At 69.0% G+C, this 16,313-nt stretch carries 14 protein-coding genes; 9 read left to right on the top strand and 5 right to left on the bottom strand.

Going from position 1 to position 16,313, the window contains the following annotated elements:
• Positions 1-22: 22 nt before the first annotated feature.
• The 3 genes from KF837_28110 to KF837_28100 all read right to left on the bottom strand — a co-directional run bounded on the left by KF837_28110 (position 23) and on the right by KF837_28100 (position 2,755).
• Complete coding sequence (locus tag KF837_28110) at positions 23-811, bottom strand: Uma2 family endonuclease (protein ID MBX3231220.1); 789 nt, start codon at positions 809-811, stop codon at positions 23-25.
• A gap of 63 nt (positions 812-874) precedes the next feature.
• Positions 875-1,645, bottom strand: a complete 771-nt coding sequence (locus KF837_28105; GenBank protein MBX3231219.1) for a hypothetical protein — start codon at positions 1,643-1,645, stop codon at positions 875-877.
• An 87-nt stretch (positions 1,646-1,732) separates the two neighbouring features.
• Positions 1,733-2,755 carry a polysaccharide deacetylase family protein gene (locus KF837_28100; GenBank protein ID MBX3231218.1) on the bottom strand — a complete coding sequence of 341 codons (1,023 nt, stop codon included), beginning with the start codon at positions 2,753-2,755 and terminating at the stop codon, positions 1,733-1,735.
• A 243-nt stretch (positions 2,756-2,998) separates the two neighbouring features.
• Here KF837_28100 and KF837_28095 point away from each other — a divergent pair, with 243 nt between their 5' ends.
• From KF837_28095 to KF837_28075, 5 genes are read left to right on the top strand one after another with little or no spacing between them, the layout of a single operon-like run.
• Positions 2,999-3,520, top strand: coding sequence for an acyltransferase (locus tag KF837_28095; GenBank protein ID MBX3231217.1), 522 nt, complete (start codon positions 2,999-3,001; stop codon positions 3,518-3,520).
• Positions 3,517-4,779 (top strand): alanine racemase, encoded by a 1,263-nt coding sequence (locus tag KF837_28090; GenBank protein ID MBX3231216.1) that lies wholly within the window; start codon positions 3,517-3,519, stop codon positions 4,777-4,779. Before KF837_28095 ends, KF837_28090 begins: the two co-directional genes overlap by 4 nt.
• 10 nt (positions 4,780-4,789) lie before the next feature.
• Positions 4,790-5,047, top strand: a complete 258-nt coding sequence (locus KF837_28085) for an acyl carrier protein (GenBank protein ID MBX3231215.1) — start codon at positions 4,790-4,792, stop codon at positions 5,045-5,047.
• Positions 5,048-5,050: 3 nt separating this feature from the next.
• Complete coding sequence (locus KF837_28080; GenBank protein ID MBX3231214.1) at positions 5,051-6,646, top strand: AMP-binding protein; 1,596 nt, start codon at positions 5,051-5,053, stop codon at positions 6,644-6,646.
• An 8-nt stretch (positions 6,647-6,654) separates the two neighbouring features.
• The gene (locus tag KF837_28075) at positions 6,655-8,028 is read left to right on the top strand and encodes a hypothetical protein (GenBank protein ID MBX3231213.1); all 1,374 of its coding nucleotides are present in this window, start codon (positions 6,655-6,657) and stop codon (positions 8,026-8,028) included.
• Positions 8,029-8,050: 22 nt separating this feature from the next.
• On the opposite strand, the gene KF837_28070 is transcribed toward KF837_28075, so the two are convergent.
• Positions 8,051-9,172: a hypothetical protein gene (locus KF837_28070; GenBank protein ID MBX3231212.1), complete on the bottom strand. Its 1,122-nt coding sequence runs from the start codon at positions 9,170-9,172 to the stop codon at positions 8,051-8,053.
• Positions 9,173-9,197: 25 nt separating this feature from the next.
• Between KF837_28070 and KF837_28065 the strand changes: the two genes are divergently transcribed.
• From KF837_28065 to KF837_28050, 4 genes are read left to right on the top strand one after another with little or no spacing between them, the layout of a single operon-like run.
• The gene (locus KF837_28065) at positions 9,198-10,616 is read left to right on the top strand and encodes an O-antigen ligase family protein (protein MBX3231211.1); all 1,419 of its coding nucleotides are present in this window, start codon (positions 9,198-9,200) and stop codon (positions 10,614-10,616) included.
• The gene (locus KF837_28060) at positions 10,613-11,926 is read left to right on the top strand and encodes a hypothetical protein (protein ID MBX3231210.1); all 1,314 of its coding nucleotides are present in this window, start codon (positions 10,613-10,615) and stop codon (positions 11,924-11,926) included. The genes KF837_28065 and KF837_28060 overlap by 4 nt, the downstream gene beginning before the upstream one ends.
• Complete coding sequence (locus KF837_28055; protein ID MBX3231209.1) at positions 11,926-13,941, top strand: response regulator; 2,016 nt, start codon at positions 11,926-11,928, stop codon at positions 13,939-13,941. Before KF837_28060 ends, KF837_28055 begins: the two co-directional genes overlap by 1 nt.
• Complete coding sequence (locus KF837_28050; GenBank protein MBX3231208.1) at positions 13,938-14,816, top strand: response regulator; 879 nt, start codon at positions 13,938-13,940, stop codon at positions 14,814-14,816. The genes KF837_28055 and KF837_28050 overlap by 4 nt, the downstream gene beginning before the upstream one ends.
• Here the strand turns inward: KF837_28050 and KF837_28045 are convergent.
• A complete protein-coding gene (locus KF837_28045; protein ID MBX3231207.1) occupies positions 14,785-16,254 on the bottom strand; it encodes an oligosaccharide flippase family protein in 1,470 nt (489 codons plus the stop codon). The genes KF837_28050 and KF837_28045 overlap by 32 nt on opposite strands.
• Positions 16,255-16,313 lie beyond the last annotated feature (59 nt).

Genomic DNA, 16,313 nt, shown 5'->3' with positions numbered 1-16,313 from the left:
AGTCGCTTGCCGGCGAAGCCCCCTACGTTGAAACAGGCCATGTGTGGGTGCGCTTGAGGGCGACGCGTAGGGCCTCGAGCTCTTCGGCGCTCATGGTGTCGATGCGACGGACGCGATCGTCGTCGAGCGCGACGTCGTAGGCCTCGCAGAGATCGCGCACCGCGACGCGAAGTCCGCGCGCGAGGCCGGTCTCGCGGCCTTCTTTGCGGCCCTCTTCGCGGCCTTCGTCGCGGATCTCGTCGAGGACGGGGTGGCCCTTGGCGCGGAGCGCGCGCAGCACCGCCTCGTCGGCGTCGATCGCGGAGATGACGGCCTTCATCGAGAGCGGGCGGACGAAGCAGGGATCGTCGATCGTGTCGATCGGGGTCGCCGACCATGCGTCGGTGTCGCGCGACCACTCCAGCGCCTTGCTGCGCTTGACCTGGACGACGAAGATCCGGCGCACGCCGCGGCGGGCGAGCTCGCGCGCCTTCGTCGTCTGCGTCGAGAGCGCTTGCTCGTTCACGATCTCGAACGCGAGCTCCTCGAGCTTCCGGCCGCCCGTCTCCTCGTCGCGCGCGGCGGGGTACACGCTCGCGTCGGGCGCGAAGTCTTGCTCGAGGCCGGCGCGCGTGAGCATGTCCACCGCGACGAGGTAGCCGGGCTTCACGTGCGCGCGAAGGACGTAGGTGAGGTCGGCGTGCGGGACCGCGTGCGGCTCCTCCGACGGCGGCGCGAAGACGAGCCGGCCCTCGATGATCTCGGCGCGCGACTCCGGCTTGACGATGCGCTCGTCGACGGGGATCCCACCTTTGCCGGGGAAGCGCTGCATCGTTGGAGCGTAGCACCGGCTACGGAGCTTGCGATCACGAGCACGCCGCCGCGGTCGATGCGCTCAACAGGTGAGACGCGCGACGCAACTACCGCTCGAACGCACGCAGCGCTGGCATCGTCCGCAGTCGGAGTCCGCGGTGCATCCACCGCTGCCGCCGCCACCGCCACCGCCGCCGCCGCCGCCAGGCGATGCGCTGCAGTAGCCGAGCTCGGTGGTGCCGGAGGGGCAGTAGGGGCTGAACACGTTGGAGCCGTCGCAACGGTCCACTTCGATCGCCTCGCCGCGGAGGATGTCCGTGCAGGACGAGCCGGTGCCGCAGAAACACCCGAGGTAGGGGGCGCCGCCGTTCGGCCCCGGGAGCGCGCAACACTTCCCGTCGCTCGGCTTCGAGCAACCCTCCGTTCCGCCGCTCGGCTCCGTTGCTCCGGAGGGCGCGGATTGAAAGCCCCCGAACGGCACGCCGCATTGGCACTGCGATTCCGTCGTCGTGCAGCGCACGCCGACGCGGTTCTCGCAGGTGCACGTGCCCTCCGTCGGCCAGTCGCCGCTCTTGCAGCACGGAGTGACGAAGTAGACGTCCTTGCGGAAGTCGACCGGGTCCGTCGGGATCTGGTTGCGACCGCATACGATCGTCGACGTTCCCGGCGCACACACGCAGCCGCTCGCGACCACGACGCATCCCGCGCTCGGCGCGCGCGCTCTCCCCGTCGGATCCTCGGCGGCCGAGGACACGTTGTCCGTGCTCGAGCCATCGCAGGCGCTCGAGAGCACCACCACCGTCGCCGCGACGACGACCGAAGACACACCCGCGATGATCCGACGAACCTTCATGACAGCGCCCACCTCGCTCGGGAGCGTACACACGCCGCCGGACGCGCAACCATAGTCATTTCAAACCGATCGCCCGAGGTCGTAGGCCTACCTTCGGCGGTAGGTGAGCTGTGGCATCGCGAGGGCGGCGCGGAAGTACGAGTGCGGCAGCGTCGGGTCGACCCAGAAGCGCTGGATGTCGAGCGGGTGGGTCTTCGGGCCGAGCGGGCCGAGGCCGCACGACGTCGAGAAGCCGAGGTCGTAGCCGGCCTCCTTCACCGCGTCGAGGATGTGGTTGTGCTTCGCGATGCTGAGGCTCACCGGGTACGCGAGCGCGCGAATCGGCTGATCGAGCTGCTCCTCGAGCAGGTTCTTCGATCCGACGAGCTCGTCCTTGAGCTCGCTCTCCGCGAGCGTGGTGAGCACGCGATGCGTGTGGGTGTGGGACTCGACGTCCATCCCCTCTTTGCTCAGGGTGCGGACCTGGTCCCACGTCATCAGCACCTCGTCGGTGATCTCTTTCTCCTGCTCGGGCCCCCAAGGAACGTCGAGGGCCTTCCCGAGGACCTCGAGGTACCGCTCGACGTCGAGGCCGAAGGTCAGCTTGATCGTGTCGAGGATGTCGGTGATGGCGTCGTTTCGGTTCTTCGCGAGGTCGTAGACCTTGTGCTTCGGGTAGTCGATCTCGATCCGGTTCTTCTTCGACTTCTTGATCAGGTAGTTCGCGCGATCCCACCAGAACGTCTTCCGGTCGCTCATGTGGCCGGTCGAGATGAAGAAGACCGCCCGCGCGCCGGCGCGCTTCAACACCGGGAGCGCAATGTCGTGACACGCCTTGTAACCGTCGTCGAACGTGATGAGGGCGGGGTTCTTCGGCAGCGGCTTCTTCTCGAAGAAGAACTGGCGAAGGTCCTCGACGCTGAGCAGCGTGAACCGCCGCATCATCAGCTCGACCTGCCGCTCGAACCCCTCCTTCGTGGCGTCGACGACGCTCTCGTCGAGGTACCTCGCGTCGCGGTCGGGATCGCCGAGCCGGTGATAGGTCACGATCGGCAAGAACGGCAGCCGCACGTACTTGCGCGCGATCATGGCTGCCTCGAGCGCGCCCACCGCGTCGAGGAGCGAAATCACGCGAACGCGAAGGTGCCACATGCCCAGCTTCGGAGGATAGCCCGGACATTCCCCCCTCGCACAAGTGATGCTAGATGAAACGTCGTGCCCGGACCCTCAGCCTTCCGACGCTTCATCAAGCCCATCGCGAAGCGGGTCATCTACAGCAGCATCCAGCCCGTCGGCCCGGCCAAGCCGCTCTTGAGCGGCCTCGCGCACGCGGGCTTCTACGCGCGCGAAGCCTTCGAGTGGGGCCGCCGCTCGATGGTCGCGACGCCGCTCTTCCTCTCCCAGTGTGCGAAGTACGGCGACAACATCGCCGTCGATCGCGTCCCGTACATCAACGGCAATCCTCACATCGAGCTCGGCTCGAACATCCGCATCTCGGGCCTCATCGGGATCGGCGCGGCGTCGAAGGGCACCCCCACGCTCATCATCGGCGACGGCGTCTTCATCGGCCACGGCACCAACTTCGCGATCGCGGAGCGCATCACGATCGGCAAGTTCGCCTCCGTCGGCGGCGGCTCGTACATCGCCGACACCGAGGGCCACAGCCACTACAACCCGCAGCGCCCGATCTGGGAGGTCCCCGCCGGCGACAGCGACGTGGCGCCGGTGACGATCGAGGACGGCGTCCAGATCTCGCGCAACGTGATGATCCTGAAAGGCGTCACGATCGGCGCGCGCTCGGTCATCGGCGCGGGCTCCGTCGTCCGCAGCGACATCCCCCCCGACTCCATCGTGATGGGCAATCCCGCCCGCGTCGTGAAGAAGATGACGGCATGAGCGCGATTCGACTCGCGGGCGCCGAGGCCGAGGCGCTCGCCCAGGAACACGGCACGCCCTACTACCTCTACGATCTCGACGCCGCGCTGGCGCACCTCGCCGTCTTGCGCGCGAACCTGCCCGACGTCGTCGACGTCTTTTATTGCGTGAAGGCGAACGGCAACAAGAAGGTGCTCGAGGCCTTCCGCCCGCACGTCGCCGGCCTCGATCTCTCCTCCGCCGGCGAGCTCGATATGGCGATCGCGGCGGGCTACGACCCGAAGCACATGTCGATCGCCGGCCCCGGCAAGACGACCTCCGACCTCGAGCGCTGCGTCGATCGCGGGTGCGGCATCGTCTCGCTCGAGTCGGTCGCCGAGCTCGGCCGCCTCGGCGCCGTCGCGCGCGCGCGCGGCAAGCGGCAAGACGTCACCCTGCGCATCAACCCCGCCGAGACGCCGAAGGAGTTCGCGATGCGCATGGGCGGCGGCGCCTCCCAGTTCGGCGTCGCGGAGGAAGAGGCCCCGGCCGCGCTCGACGCGGTGAAGGCGGAGGCGGGCGTGCGCCTCGCCGGCCTCCACATCTACGCCGGCACGCAGTGCCTCGAGGAGCGCGCCCTCGTCGACAACATGGCGGGCTCGCTCTCCATCGTCGCGCGCCTCGCCGACTCGCACGATCTCCACCCCGACGTCGTGAACCTCGGCGGCGGCTTCGGCATCCCCTACTTCGCGGGGCAGAAGGAGGTCGACACCGCCTCCCTCGGCCGCGCGATCGGGGCGAAGCTCGAGGAGTGGCGCGCCGCGCACCCGCGCTTCGCGAAGACGCGCTTCGTCTTCGAGCTCGGCCGCTTCCTCATCGGCCGCTTCGGCGCCTACGTCTCACGCGTCACCGAGATCAAGGAGACGCGCGGCAAGCGGTACGTCATCCTCGACGGCGGGATGCACCACGTCTTCCCCGCGACCGGCAACTTCGGCCAGCTCGTGAAGAAGAACTACCCCGTCGCGAACCTCACCCGCGGCGGCGCCGAGCCCGAGTCCGACGCGAACGCCCCGCAGGAGGTCTGCGGCCCGCTCTGCACGCCGATGGACTCGCTCGCGCGGGGCGTCCGCATCGCGCGCGCGGAGCCGGGGGACCTCGTCGGCTTCTTCGCGTCGGGGGCGTACTCCTTCGCCGCGAGCCCCCTCCTCTTCCTGAGCCACGACACCCCGCTCGAGCTGGTGAAGCACGGGGGGGAGGTGTCCGTCGCACGGACCCGGATGCCGGCCACGCGCTTCTGGTAGGCTCGGCGCCATGAGTGAAGCCGAGACCCGCGAGAAGATCCGCACGATGCTCCTCGAGAACTTCCTGAAGGGCGCCGCGCCGGAGACGCTCAAGGACGACGTGTCCCTCGAGCGCGCGCACATCGTGGACTCGGTTCGCACGCTCGAGCTCATCATGTTCATCGAGGAGACCTTCGGCTTCACGGTCGAGAACGACGACGCGGTCCCGGAGAACTTCGACACGGTGAACGCCATCGTCGCCTACGTCGAACGCAAGAAGGGAAGCTGAGCCATGCGCGTCTCTCACGTCACCCTCCTCCACGAGTACATGGAGCGGAGCGCGGCGGCGTCTCCCGACAAGACCGCCCTCGTCTTCAAGAAGCAGCGCTTGTCGTGGCGTGAGGTGCACGCGCAGGTGGGCCGCATCGCGAGCTCTCTCAAGCAGCTCGGCCTCCAGCGCGGCGATCGCGTCGTCCTCTATCTCGACAACTCCCCGGAGCTCGCGCTCGGCATCTTCGGCGCCCTCGCGGCCGACGGGATCTTCGTCGTCGTGAACGCGCAGACGAAGTCCGACAAGCTCGCGTACGTCCTCAACGACTGCCGCGCGCGCGTCATCATCACGGACAAGGTCCTCGAGTCGTTCTACAAGCCCGCGCTCGAGCAGGCGAAGCACCTCGAGCACGCCCTCATCGTCGACCTCGCCGACGGCCCCACGAAGCTCGGCGGCGTCACGTGCCACGACTTCGTGAAGACGGTCGGCCCCGCCTCCGCGGAGTGGCCCGCGGCCAAGCGGATCCCCACCGACCTCGCCGCCATCATCTACACGTCGGGCTCCACCGGCGATCCGAAGGGCGTGATGCTGACCCACCACAACATGGTGTCGGCGGCGGAGTCGATCACGACGTACCTCGAGAACCAGCCGGACGACATCGTCCTCTGCGTCCTCCCGCTCTCCTTCGACTATGGCCTTTATCAATGGCTGATGGTCAATCAGTTCGGCGGCACCCTCGTCCTCGAGCAGTCATTCAATTATCCCGCCGCGATCCTGAAGGTCATCGAGACGGAGAAGGTCACCGGCCTCCCCGTCGTCCCCACCATCGCGAGCATCCTCCGCCAGTGGCAGGAGAAGGGCGCGAAGCTGGAGAACATCCGCTACGTCACGAACACGGCGGCGGCGCTGTCCCTCACGCACATCGAGACGCTCAAGAAGCTCTGCCCCAACGCGCGCCTTTATTCGATGTACGGCCTGACGGAGTGCAAGCGCGTCTGTTATCTGCATCCTTCGCTCCTCGACAAGAAGCCCCTCAGCGTCGGCGTCCCGATGCCGAACATGGAGGTCTTCGTGCTCCGCCCCGACGGCACGGTCTGCGACCCGGACGAGGTCGGCGAGCTCGTCGTCCGCGGCCCGCACGTGATGAAGGGTTATTGGGAGAAGCCCGAAATCACCGCCGACTGGCTGAAGCCGAGCCCGCACATTCCCAACGAGATGTGGCTCCACACCGGCGACCAGTTCAAGCGCGACGCCGACGGTCACCTGTATTTCGTCGGCCGCAAGGACGACATCATCAAGACGCGCGGCGAGAAGGTGGCGCCGAAGGAAGTGGAGAACGCGATCTACGCGCTCCCCGGCGTGCAAGACGCCGCCGTCGTCGGGCAGAAGGACGACGTCCTCGGCCAGTCCATCCGCGCCTTCGTCGTCCTGACGGAGGGCACGAAGTACGAGGCGCGCGACGTCGTCACGCACTGCGCCGCGCGCCTCGAGGCCTTCATGGTCCCGAAGTACGTGACGTTCGTGTCCTCGGTCCCGAAGACCCCGAGCGGCAAGATCACGAAGAAGAACATCTGGGACCACGCCACCGGCGCCCGCACCGGCGGCGACGAGCTGTAGCTGAGTGCGTGAATACGTCGTTTAGCTATCAGCTGCGGGTCGCCGCCTGCGATCGGTGCGGGGCGCCGCTCGAGGTCAACGTCGCGGGCGGGAGCTTCGAGTGCCGGTACTGCCACGCGCAGAACCAGATCGCGCTGCGCGACGAAGGGCTCCTCGCGCCGCCGCGCCAGCCCGTCCCCGAGCACGAGCGCGTCGCGCGCCTCCGGATGCAGGACGGACGGCCGCTCCTCCCCCCGCCGAGCATCACGCACCTCATGCCGGCGGGGCGGCTCGAGGAGTGGAAGGTCGAAGAGGCGATCGCGGTCTGGAACAGCGCGCGCCAGGAGCTCCGCGCGCAGCCTGGGAGCTACGACGCCGCCGAGCGCATCGTCTTCCTGTCGATGGTCCTCGTGCAGCACTTCTCCGAAGGGAAGGAGGACAAGCTTCGCCAGCGCGCGCTCCTCGAAGGCGCGCTCGACGTCGTGAAGCTGCCGCGCCATCGCCAGATCGTTCGCGGCTTCCTCGCGCGCGCCGCGGTGCGGGAGAACGACATCCAAGCCGCCGAGGCCTGGCTCGCGCCGTGCGACCCCGCCTCCGACGACCTCCAGTCCGACAGCGCGTACCGCTTCACGCGCGCCTTCATCGACACCGCCACCGGCAACTTCCAGCGCGTCTTGCAGGTCCTCGGCCAGAACGCGCAGGAGGTCCCGATCGAAGACGCCTCCGACGACGTCTGCGCCGTCTTTCGCGCGAACGCGTGGGAGAAGATGGGGCGCGCCGATCTCGCGGTCCACCTCCTCCGCGAGCGCATGGGCGCCGGCGGCGGCTCCGGCCGGCAGACGATCGAGCGCGTCGTGCACCGCTACGCGCAGTGGCACCTCTGCGCGATGAGCTACCCGCAGGCGGCGGCGGGCTACGCCCACATCGCGAGCGAGAAGGCGGCGCAGCACGTGAGCGGCGGCATCCACAAGGTGTTCTTCCCGCTCGGCGTCCTCATGGCCGTCGTCGGCGCGCTGTGCCTCGCCGCCGTGCCGCTCGGCTTCCTCGCCCTCGACATGGGCATCGAAGGCTTCATGGGCTTCGGCATCACCGGCGGCACCTTCCTCTTCATGGGGCTCATCTTCGGCGGCATCGGCTACGCGATGAAGAAGAGCGCGGAGAAGGCGGCGTGGCTTCGCATGCACGGCGTCGCGGGCACCGGCGTCGTGCGCGACGTCTCGCCGACGGGCGTGTCGATCAACCACGTCCCGCAGCTCCGCTACACGCTCGAGATCCGCATCCCGACGCGCGCGCCCTACAATGCCTCGACGACCGCCCTCGGCCGCCGCGCCGACATCGGCGCGTCGATCGCGGTGCGGGTGCACCCGCAGAACCCGAACGACTTCATCATGGAGCTCGACTGAGCCGGCGCGACCGGCGCGCCGCTCAGGAGGCGATCGGCGGCGGCGAGAGCACGTGGTCGCGGTAGTCGTTCGGGTCGCCCGTCTTGCCCTCCATCGCCGCGATCGCGACGTTGAACATCTCGCGCGCGGTCACGTAGTGGAGGATCCACTTCCGGCCATCGTTGTAGCGCGTGGTGAGGACGCGGTGGAGCGCGTGGCCGCCGTCGCCGAGGAGGGACTTCGCTTCGCGGTCCGGGGCGCCGTGGGTGTGGAGCTTCGCGAAGACCCACTCCGGACGCCCCTCGATGTGGATGTTCTGGCGCGTCCACGTGCGCGCGCGCGCCTCCGACGCGGGGTCCGTCGCGGTGAGCGCCGAGCCCTCGATCCGCCCCGACAAACGACCCGGTCGCTTCGCGAGCGCGACCGGGCCCGTCACCATCAAGAGGCGATCGGTCATCACCTCGCCGACGCGCGCGCGCGTACCGTGCTCGTAGCAGCGCTTCTTCGTGAGGTCGCCGGTCGGCCAGTAGATCTGGTTCACCTTGTTCGGCTGGCACTCGTCCGGCGCGGAGGGGAACGTGAAGTCCGCGTAGCAGCCGAGGCGATGGAGGAGCGGGAGCTCCTCGTCGACGCCGCACCACTTGCCGTCGCGGCGCGGGTTCGCGAGCGCCCAGTTGCCGTGGATGAAGGCCCAGCGCGGGGCGTCGTTCGCGTCGCGCGAGAAGTGGCCGTGCTGCTTGAAGTCGGCGAGCGTCTTCTCCAGCTTCTCGGTGAGCGTCGCGGCGGTGTCGCCGTCGTGATGGAGGTGCACCTCCACCTCGCCGTAGCCGCGCTTCGCGAGGTCGGCGAGGGCGTCGAGGAAGTAGGGGCGGTACTCCTCGCCCGGGAAGAAGAAGCTGTGACGCGGCCGCTTGCCGTCGGCGTCGCGGTACTCGTCGGCGAGCTTCGGGTAGCCCTCGTGCCACGCCTTCACGCGCTCGTTGCCCTTCGCCTCGTCGGTCGTGCCGGGCCAGAGCGGCTCGTAGTGATCGCACACCGCGACGAGCAGGTGACGCGGGCCCGCGACGCGCTCGCGGCGCACCGTGCGCCGGGCGATCTCGCGCGCGTAGCCTGGGAGCCACCGGTCGAGGTTGTAGTCGAGGAGCTTTTGCAGCGGGCCAGCCATCACGTGCGATACTACCCCCGCGTCGATGTTCTCGTTCGCGCCGATCCTGCTGGAGGTGCTTTTCGTGCTCCTGAAGCCTCAGGAGCTCTACGAGGAGCTGCTGGCCTTCAAGCCCCTCTACACGCTCCCCGCGCTGATCGGCGTCGGCTTCATGTTCGACGCGCTGATGCAGGACACCAGCCGCCGCGTCGGGAGGATGGGCGCGGCGCCCTTCGCGAAGTTCGCGGGCTTCTTCTTCGCGTGGTCGATGCTGACGATCCTCATCAAGCAGCCGAGCGACGTCGTCACCCAGGCGGTGATGTTCAGCACGCCGATGATCATGTCGTTCGCGATCGCGCACAGCATCAAGACGTGGCGCGCCTTCGAGATGCTCGGCGCGTTCATGTTGGCGCTCTCGCTGTTCCTCAGCTTCGTCGGCACGCACCAGGCGAGCGCGCCCTTCAAATGCCACTGGATCGATCCGATCGACCGCACGATCCTGCACTACGACGGCAAGCCGTGCAGCGGGCCCGAGGGCGAGATCGAGTGCTACGACGGCGACGAGGAGAACGACCACGGCCGCAACTACGTCTGCGAGCACGCCGGCCTCATGAACACCGCGTCGGTGTCGGGGCGTATTCGCTTCCGCGGCAACCTCGAGGACCCCAACGAGCTGTCTCTCACGGTGGGCATCGGGTTCCCCTTCATGGCCGGCTTCTTCATGCGGAAGCGGTCGGTCGTGCGGCTCTTGTTGATGCTGGCGTCGTTCGCCCTCGTCACGTCGTGTGTCCTCTACAGTCAGTCGCGCGGCGGTCAGCTCGTGCTCGTCGTCGTGCTCGGCGTCTTCTTCTGTCTGAAATTCGGCTGGAAAGCAGGCGCCATCGCCGGAGGTGTCGTCGGCGTCCCAGGCATGGCCGCGCTCGCCGCGCTCGGCGGGCGCTCCGGACAAGAAGCCGACGAGTCCGCGCTCGAGCGCGTCGAGTGCCTTCAGGTCGGCATCGATCTGATCAAGGGCTCGCCGATCATCGGCGTCGGGAAGGGCCAGTTCGGGGAGTATCACTTCCTCACCGCGCACAACTCGTACGTGCTCGCGGCGGCGGAGACGGGGCTCGTCGGGTTCGCGATCTGGAGCTTCGTGCTCTACCTCGCGGTGAAGATCCCGCTCTCCGCGCTCAAGTACCTGAAGACGCAGAAGGGGGCCGCCGCCGAGCGCGCGCGCGCGTGGTCGTCGGCGATGCTCGCGTCGGTCGCCGGCCTCGTCGTCGGGTCGTTCTTCCTTTCGTTCTCGTTCCACCCCATCCTCTGGATCTACGTTGGGTTCTCGGGTGCGTTGTGTGGGTGCGTGAAGCGAGATTTCCCGGACTTCAAGGTGAGGTTCCGGCAAAACGAGATGTTCGGGATCGTGTTCGCCAACCTCACGCTCCTGTTCCTCATCCTCGTCTACGTGAGGATCAAGCTGCGTTGAGGCCGGCGTGGCTCGTGCTCCTCGCGTGTATCGCCTGGGCGACCCCTGCGGCCGCGAACGACTTCGTGCCGTCGGTGACGCTGCAGACGGGCGCCACCGTCACGCGCGGTCCGGGGATCAACACCGACGGCTACTTCGCCGCCGCGACGCCGCAGCTCAGCTACTTCATCGAGGGCGACCGGAAGCTCATTCAGCTCACCTACGCGTTCACGGGCTCGATCGACACCGTGCTCCCCAACGGCGTCTCGAACCGCCTCGCGATCACGACCGCGGCGGAGGTCACGCCGACGACGCGGCTCTTGTTCGGCGTCGAGGGCCTCCAGGCGCTGCTCGGCAACTACATCCTCGTGCGGCGCGCCACCAACACGACGCTCGGGAACATCAACAGCCTCAACTCGAACCTCCTCACGATCTCCGCCAACGAGGGGTTGCAGCACGAGCTCTCGCCGCGGCTCCGCCTCACCCAGCTCGCCGGCGCGAGCCACATCACCTCCCTCGACGACGACCTCGAGCTCGACAACACCCTCGCGACCGCGTCGCTCGGGCTCGAGCGCGCCTTCGACTTCAACGCGATCGGCGCGCAGCTCGATCTGCAGTACGCGCGCACGAAGTTCCCGCCGATCAACTCGACGGTCTACACCGTCGCGGCGGGCCCGACGTGGGACCACGACTTCTCGACGAACTTCAACATGTCGCTCGCGGCCTCGGGCCAGGTCGCCGCCAGCACCGACGCGAACCTCGGCGCGCGGTTCGGCCCCGCCGCGCGCGCCACGCTGTTCTACGGCACCGCGGTGACCGGGATCGGGCTCGAGTACGCCGGCGGCATCGAGCCGAACCTCCTCATCGGGACGCTCCTCCAGTCCCAGCAGGCCACGCTCCGCGCGTTCACGCCGCTCTCGGAGAAGAACAAGGTCATCATCGGCGCCTCCGGCGGGTACCTCCACGCGGAGACGCTCGACCTCGCCGAGAGCGGCGACCTCGACAGCTCGTTCGACGCGGTCCTCCACGACGCCGAGCTGACGTGGGAGCCGGTCGACTTCCTCACGCTGTCGCTCCGCTACCAGTTCATCGGTCAGACCTCGGGCCGCGGGCCGATCCCGACCCCCGCGATCGTCCGGCACGGGCTCATCTTCGGGATCGAGCTGTTCGCGTCGCGCCCCGGCGGACGGCCGCGCCGCGTGCCGTCGCGCTTCTCGCAGCGCGCCGACGGCAACGATCCCACCCAGCCCGCGACCGGCGCGTTCAGCAGCGGCGAGCGCGTCCCCGCCCCGATCGTGACGCCGCCGCCGTCGCAATCGCCGGGACCGTGATGGCGGAACGGAAGGCGCCGCTTCCGTTCTTCACCGTCGCCGGTCCGGCGTCCGTCCTCGGCCTCTGTGTCCTCATCGAGATCGTCACCCAGCTCGGCGTGCGCGTGCCGAACCCGCCCGCGATCGTCCTCACCCTCGTCGTCGCCGCCGCCTTCATGGGCGGGCTCCGCCCCGGCCTCGTGAGCGCCGCGATCGCGTGCGCGTGGTTCACGTTCATCCTCGCCCCGCCGACGTGGCCGCTGAACATCCTCGACGACAACCTGACGCGCGGGATCGTGTTCGCGATCACGACGCCGGCGATGGCGGCGATGGCGGGGCTCGCGAAGCGGCGCGCGGACCGCATCACCGCGCGCTCGCTCGAGAAGGAGCGCGAGCACTCGGCGTCGCTGCGGCAGATGCTCGAGGAGCAGCGCCGCGTCGAGGCCGACCTCTCGCGCGCCAAGGACGCGGCCGAGGCGGCGAGCCGCGCGAAGAGCGAGTTCCTCGCGAACGTGAGCCACGAGATCCGCACCCCGATGAACGGCGTCATCGGCATGACCGCCCTCGCGCTCCGGACCGACCTCACGCCGGGGCAGCGCGAGTACCTCGAGACGGTGCGGACCTCGGCCGAGGCGCTCCTCGCGCTCATCAACGACCTCCTCGACTTCTCGAAGATCGAGGCGGGCCGGCTCGACTTCGAGCCGCTCCCCTTCGACGTGCGCGAGGTGGTGGAGACGTGCGTGCGGTCGTTCGAGCACCGCGCGGAGGAGGCGGGCCTCGCGATCACGTGGGACGTCGCCGACGACGTGCCGGTCCGCATCGTCGGCGATCGGCTGCGGATCCGGCAGGTGCTCGTCAACCTGCTCGGGAACGCGATCAAGTTCACGAAGGAGGGCAGCGTCGACCTGAAGGTGACGGTCGCGAGCGACGACGGCGAGACGATCGTCCTCCGCGTCTCCGTGCGCGACACCGGGATGGGGATCCCGAAGGACAAGCAAGACCTCATCTTCGACGCGTTCTCGCAGGCCGACGGATCGACGACGCGGAAGTTCGGCGGCACCGGGCTCGGCCTCGCGATCTCGAAGCGCCTCGTCGAGATGATGGATGGATCGCTCGGGGTCGAGAGCGAGACCGGGCGCGGCGCGACGTTCTCGTTCACCGCGCGCTTCCGCAAGATGGTGAGCACGGAGACGTTCGCGGTCACGCCGCTGCCGCTCCCCGCCGCGACGCTCCGTCCGCTCGAGCTCCTCGTCGCGGAGGACAACCCGGTCAACCGCACGCTGATGACGCGCTTCCTCGAAGGCGAAGGGCACCGCACCGTCCTCGTCGGCAACGGCCGGCAAGCGCTGGACGCGCTCGAGACGCGGAGCTTCGACGCCGTCCTCATGGACATCCAAATGCCCGAGATGGATGGCTTTGCGGCGGCGACGGCGATCCGCGAGCGGGAGAAGAAGACGGGGACGCGGACTCCCCTCATCGCCGTCACCGCGCACGCGATGAAGGGCGATCGCGACCGCTGCCTCGCGGCGGGCTACGATGGCTACATCACGAAGCCGGTGTCGTTCACCGAGCTCCTTGGTACGTTGGCCGCAGTGCTCCCCGACTCCATGCGCCTGCTCGAGAAGCCCGCGGCGCCGCCGGTCAAGACGGTGGCGCCGCCGCCTCGCACCGTGCGTGAACGAGGCGAAGACACCGGGTTCGACGAGCGCGCCGCGCTCGCGCGCGTGGGCGGCGACGCGGAGCTCGTGCGCGAGCTCGTCTCCGTGTTCGTGGCCGAGGCGCCGGGGTGGCTCGCCGAGCTCGCGGCCGCGGCGAAGGCGAAGGACGGTGCGGCGCTCAGCAACGTGGCGCACAAGGTGAAGAGCGCCGCCGACACGTGCGGCGTGCGCGGAGGCTTCGCCGCCGCCGCCGCGCTCGAGAAGCTCGGCAAGGACACGACGCTCGACCCCGCCCGCGTCGACGAGAGCGTCGCCGCGCTCCGCGAGGCGATCGACGCCGCGCTCCCCGCGATGCGCGCCCTCGGAGCCCCGTCATGACGGTCGTGCTCGTCGTCGACGACTCTCCGATCGATCGGCGGCTCGCGGCGGGGCTCCTCACGCGCGCGGGGTACGAGACCCGCCTCGCCGAGAACGGCGAGCTCGCGCTGAAGTCGCTCGAGAAGGAGCGCGCCGACCTCATCCTCACCGACCTCCAGATGCCGGGGATGGACGGGCTCACCCTCGTCGACGCGATCTGCTCGCAGTACACCGACATCCCGATCATCCTCATGACCGCGCACGGGAGCGAGGACCTCGCCGTGCGCGCGCTCCAGCGCGGCGCGGCGTCGTACGTGCCGAAGCGCGATCTCGGCCGCTCGCTCGTGGAGACGGTCGCGTCCGTGCTCTCCCTCACCGACGTCCTCGACGCGGCGCCGCCGTCGGTGCGGCAGCCGGCGATGCACTGGGAGCTCCCGAGCGACCTCGCCGAGATCACGCCCGTCATCGCGGTGCTCGAAGGGCGCCTCCAGCGGCTCGGCCTCTCGGACGAGACCGCGCTCCTCCAGATCTCCGTCGCGCTCCGCGAGGCGATCGTGAACGCGATGCTGCACGGCAACCTCGAGGTCTCCTCCGCCGAGAAGGAGACCGATCCCGCCGCGCACGATCGCCTCGTCGAGGAGCGGCGGAAGATCTCGCCGTACCGCGAGCGCAAGGTCCGCGTCACGGCGACGGAGGTCCCCGGCGAGGTGACCTACGTCGTGTCGGACGAGGGGCCGGGCTTCGACGTCGCGTCGCTCCCCGACCCGATGGATCCCGCGAACCTCGAGCGCGCGTCGGGGCGCGGGCTCTTCCTCATCCGCACGTTCATGGACGACGTCGAGCACAGCGACGGCGGGCGCACGCTCACGATGGTGAAGCGCGTCGCCGCCGGATGATCTTCATCAGCTGCTCCACGATGTCCATCGCGAGCGGCCGCGCGACCACGAACGCGGCGCCGACGTAGACCGCGCCGCCGGCGACCACCTCGAGCAGGAGCGACAGCAAGCCGGGGCGGAGGCCGAGCTGGCGGAGGCCGAGCTGCGCGCCGTAGACGCCGGCGAACATGATCACGGACGTGATCACGACCGGGATCAGCCCGACGAGGATCGGGAGGATCTTCACGCCGTCGAGCACGCGGACGAAGAGGAGGCACAGGTACGTGTCGAGCACGAACGTCGCGCCGACGCCGACGCAGGTCCAGAGCGGGCCGTGCGGCGCGAAGATGCGGATCGCGACGAGGAGGACGATGACCTTCAACACCGAGAGGACCATGATCCCGCGCTGCCGGTGCTGCGCCTGGAGGAAGCCGACGAGCGGCGAGGCCATCGTCTTCGCGATCGACAGGACGCTCAGGATCGCGAGCATCGGCGCGACCTCCTGCCATCGCTCGTCGAAGAAGGTGGCGGTGACGGTGGGCGCGACCGCGCCGAGGCCGACCGAGAGCGGGAAGATCACGAGGCCGAGGAGCGCCATCGCGCGCCGCAGCGCGGGCTCGCGGCGCTCGGGATCGAGCTTCGCGAACGACGGGAAGAGGACGTCCGCGACCTGCTCGCCGACCGCGCCGGTCGGCGTGTCGGCCAGGTTGTAGGCGAGGTTGTAGAGGCCGTGCTGGTGCGGGCCGAAGTACTTCGACACGAGCATGTTGTCCCACTTCGCGGCCGCGAGCTCGGCGACGCCGGCGAGCCAGCCCGGCGCGGTGTAGCTCGTCATCGCGCGGATCGTCGACCACTTGAGCGGCGAGCGCTTGGCCCAATCGCTGAAGTTTGCGGCGCGCAGCGTCATGCCGACGAGGATCACCGCGCGGACGATGTTCGCGACGACGACCGCCATCGCGCCGATGAAGGGCGCGAGGCCGACCGACGACACGGTGTAGGTGATCTCGCCGGCCGAGCGCGCGAGCGCCATCGGACGGAACTTGAGATCGCGCGTGAGCGTGCGCTCCGGGATGTAGCCGAGGCGCTCGATGAACCCCGCGATCGCGAAGCCGGGGACGTACTTGCCCATGTTCGGCGAGTTCACGTACTGCGCGATCGGCTCCCGCAGCGCGATGACCACCGCCGCGGTCAACACGCCGAGGCCCATGTGGACGACGGTCGCGTTGAACGCCTCCTCCGGGGTGCCCTTCTTCGCGATGAGGTAGTTCCCGTACCGGACCTGCGTCATCATGTTCGCGGTCAGCACGGTGACCGACGCGGCCGCGACCTCGCCGAGATCGTGCGGCGCGATGAAGTGCGTGAGGAGCAGCGTGCCGGCGAGACCGGCGAACCGCGTCACGACCGTCGTTGCAACATTCCACAGCGCGCCGCGGACGGCGCCTTCAGCGACGGATGACACGACTTCCGGCGTATCACGAGTCAGCCTGATTCTGGACGCGCTTGGAAGACCAAGCGCTA

The organism is Labilithrix sp., from assembly GCA_019637155.1.
Classification (GTDB): Bacteria; Myxococcota_A; Polyangia; order Polyangiales; family Polyangiaceae; genus Labilithrix.
The sequence above is the reverse complement of the archived record's forward strand: the minus strand, read 5'-3'. Positions and strand labels throughout refer to the sequence as shown.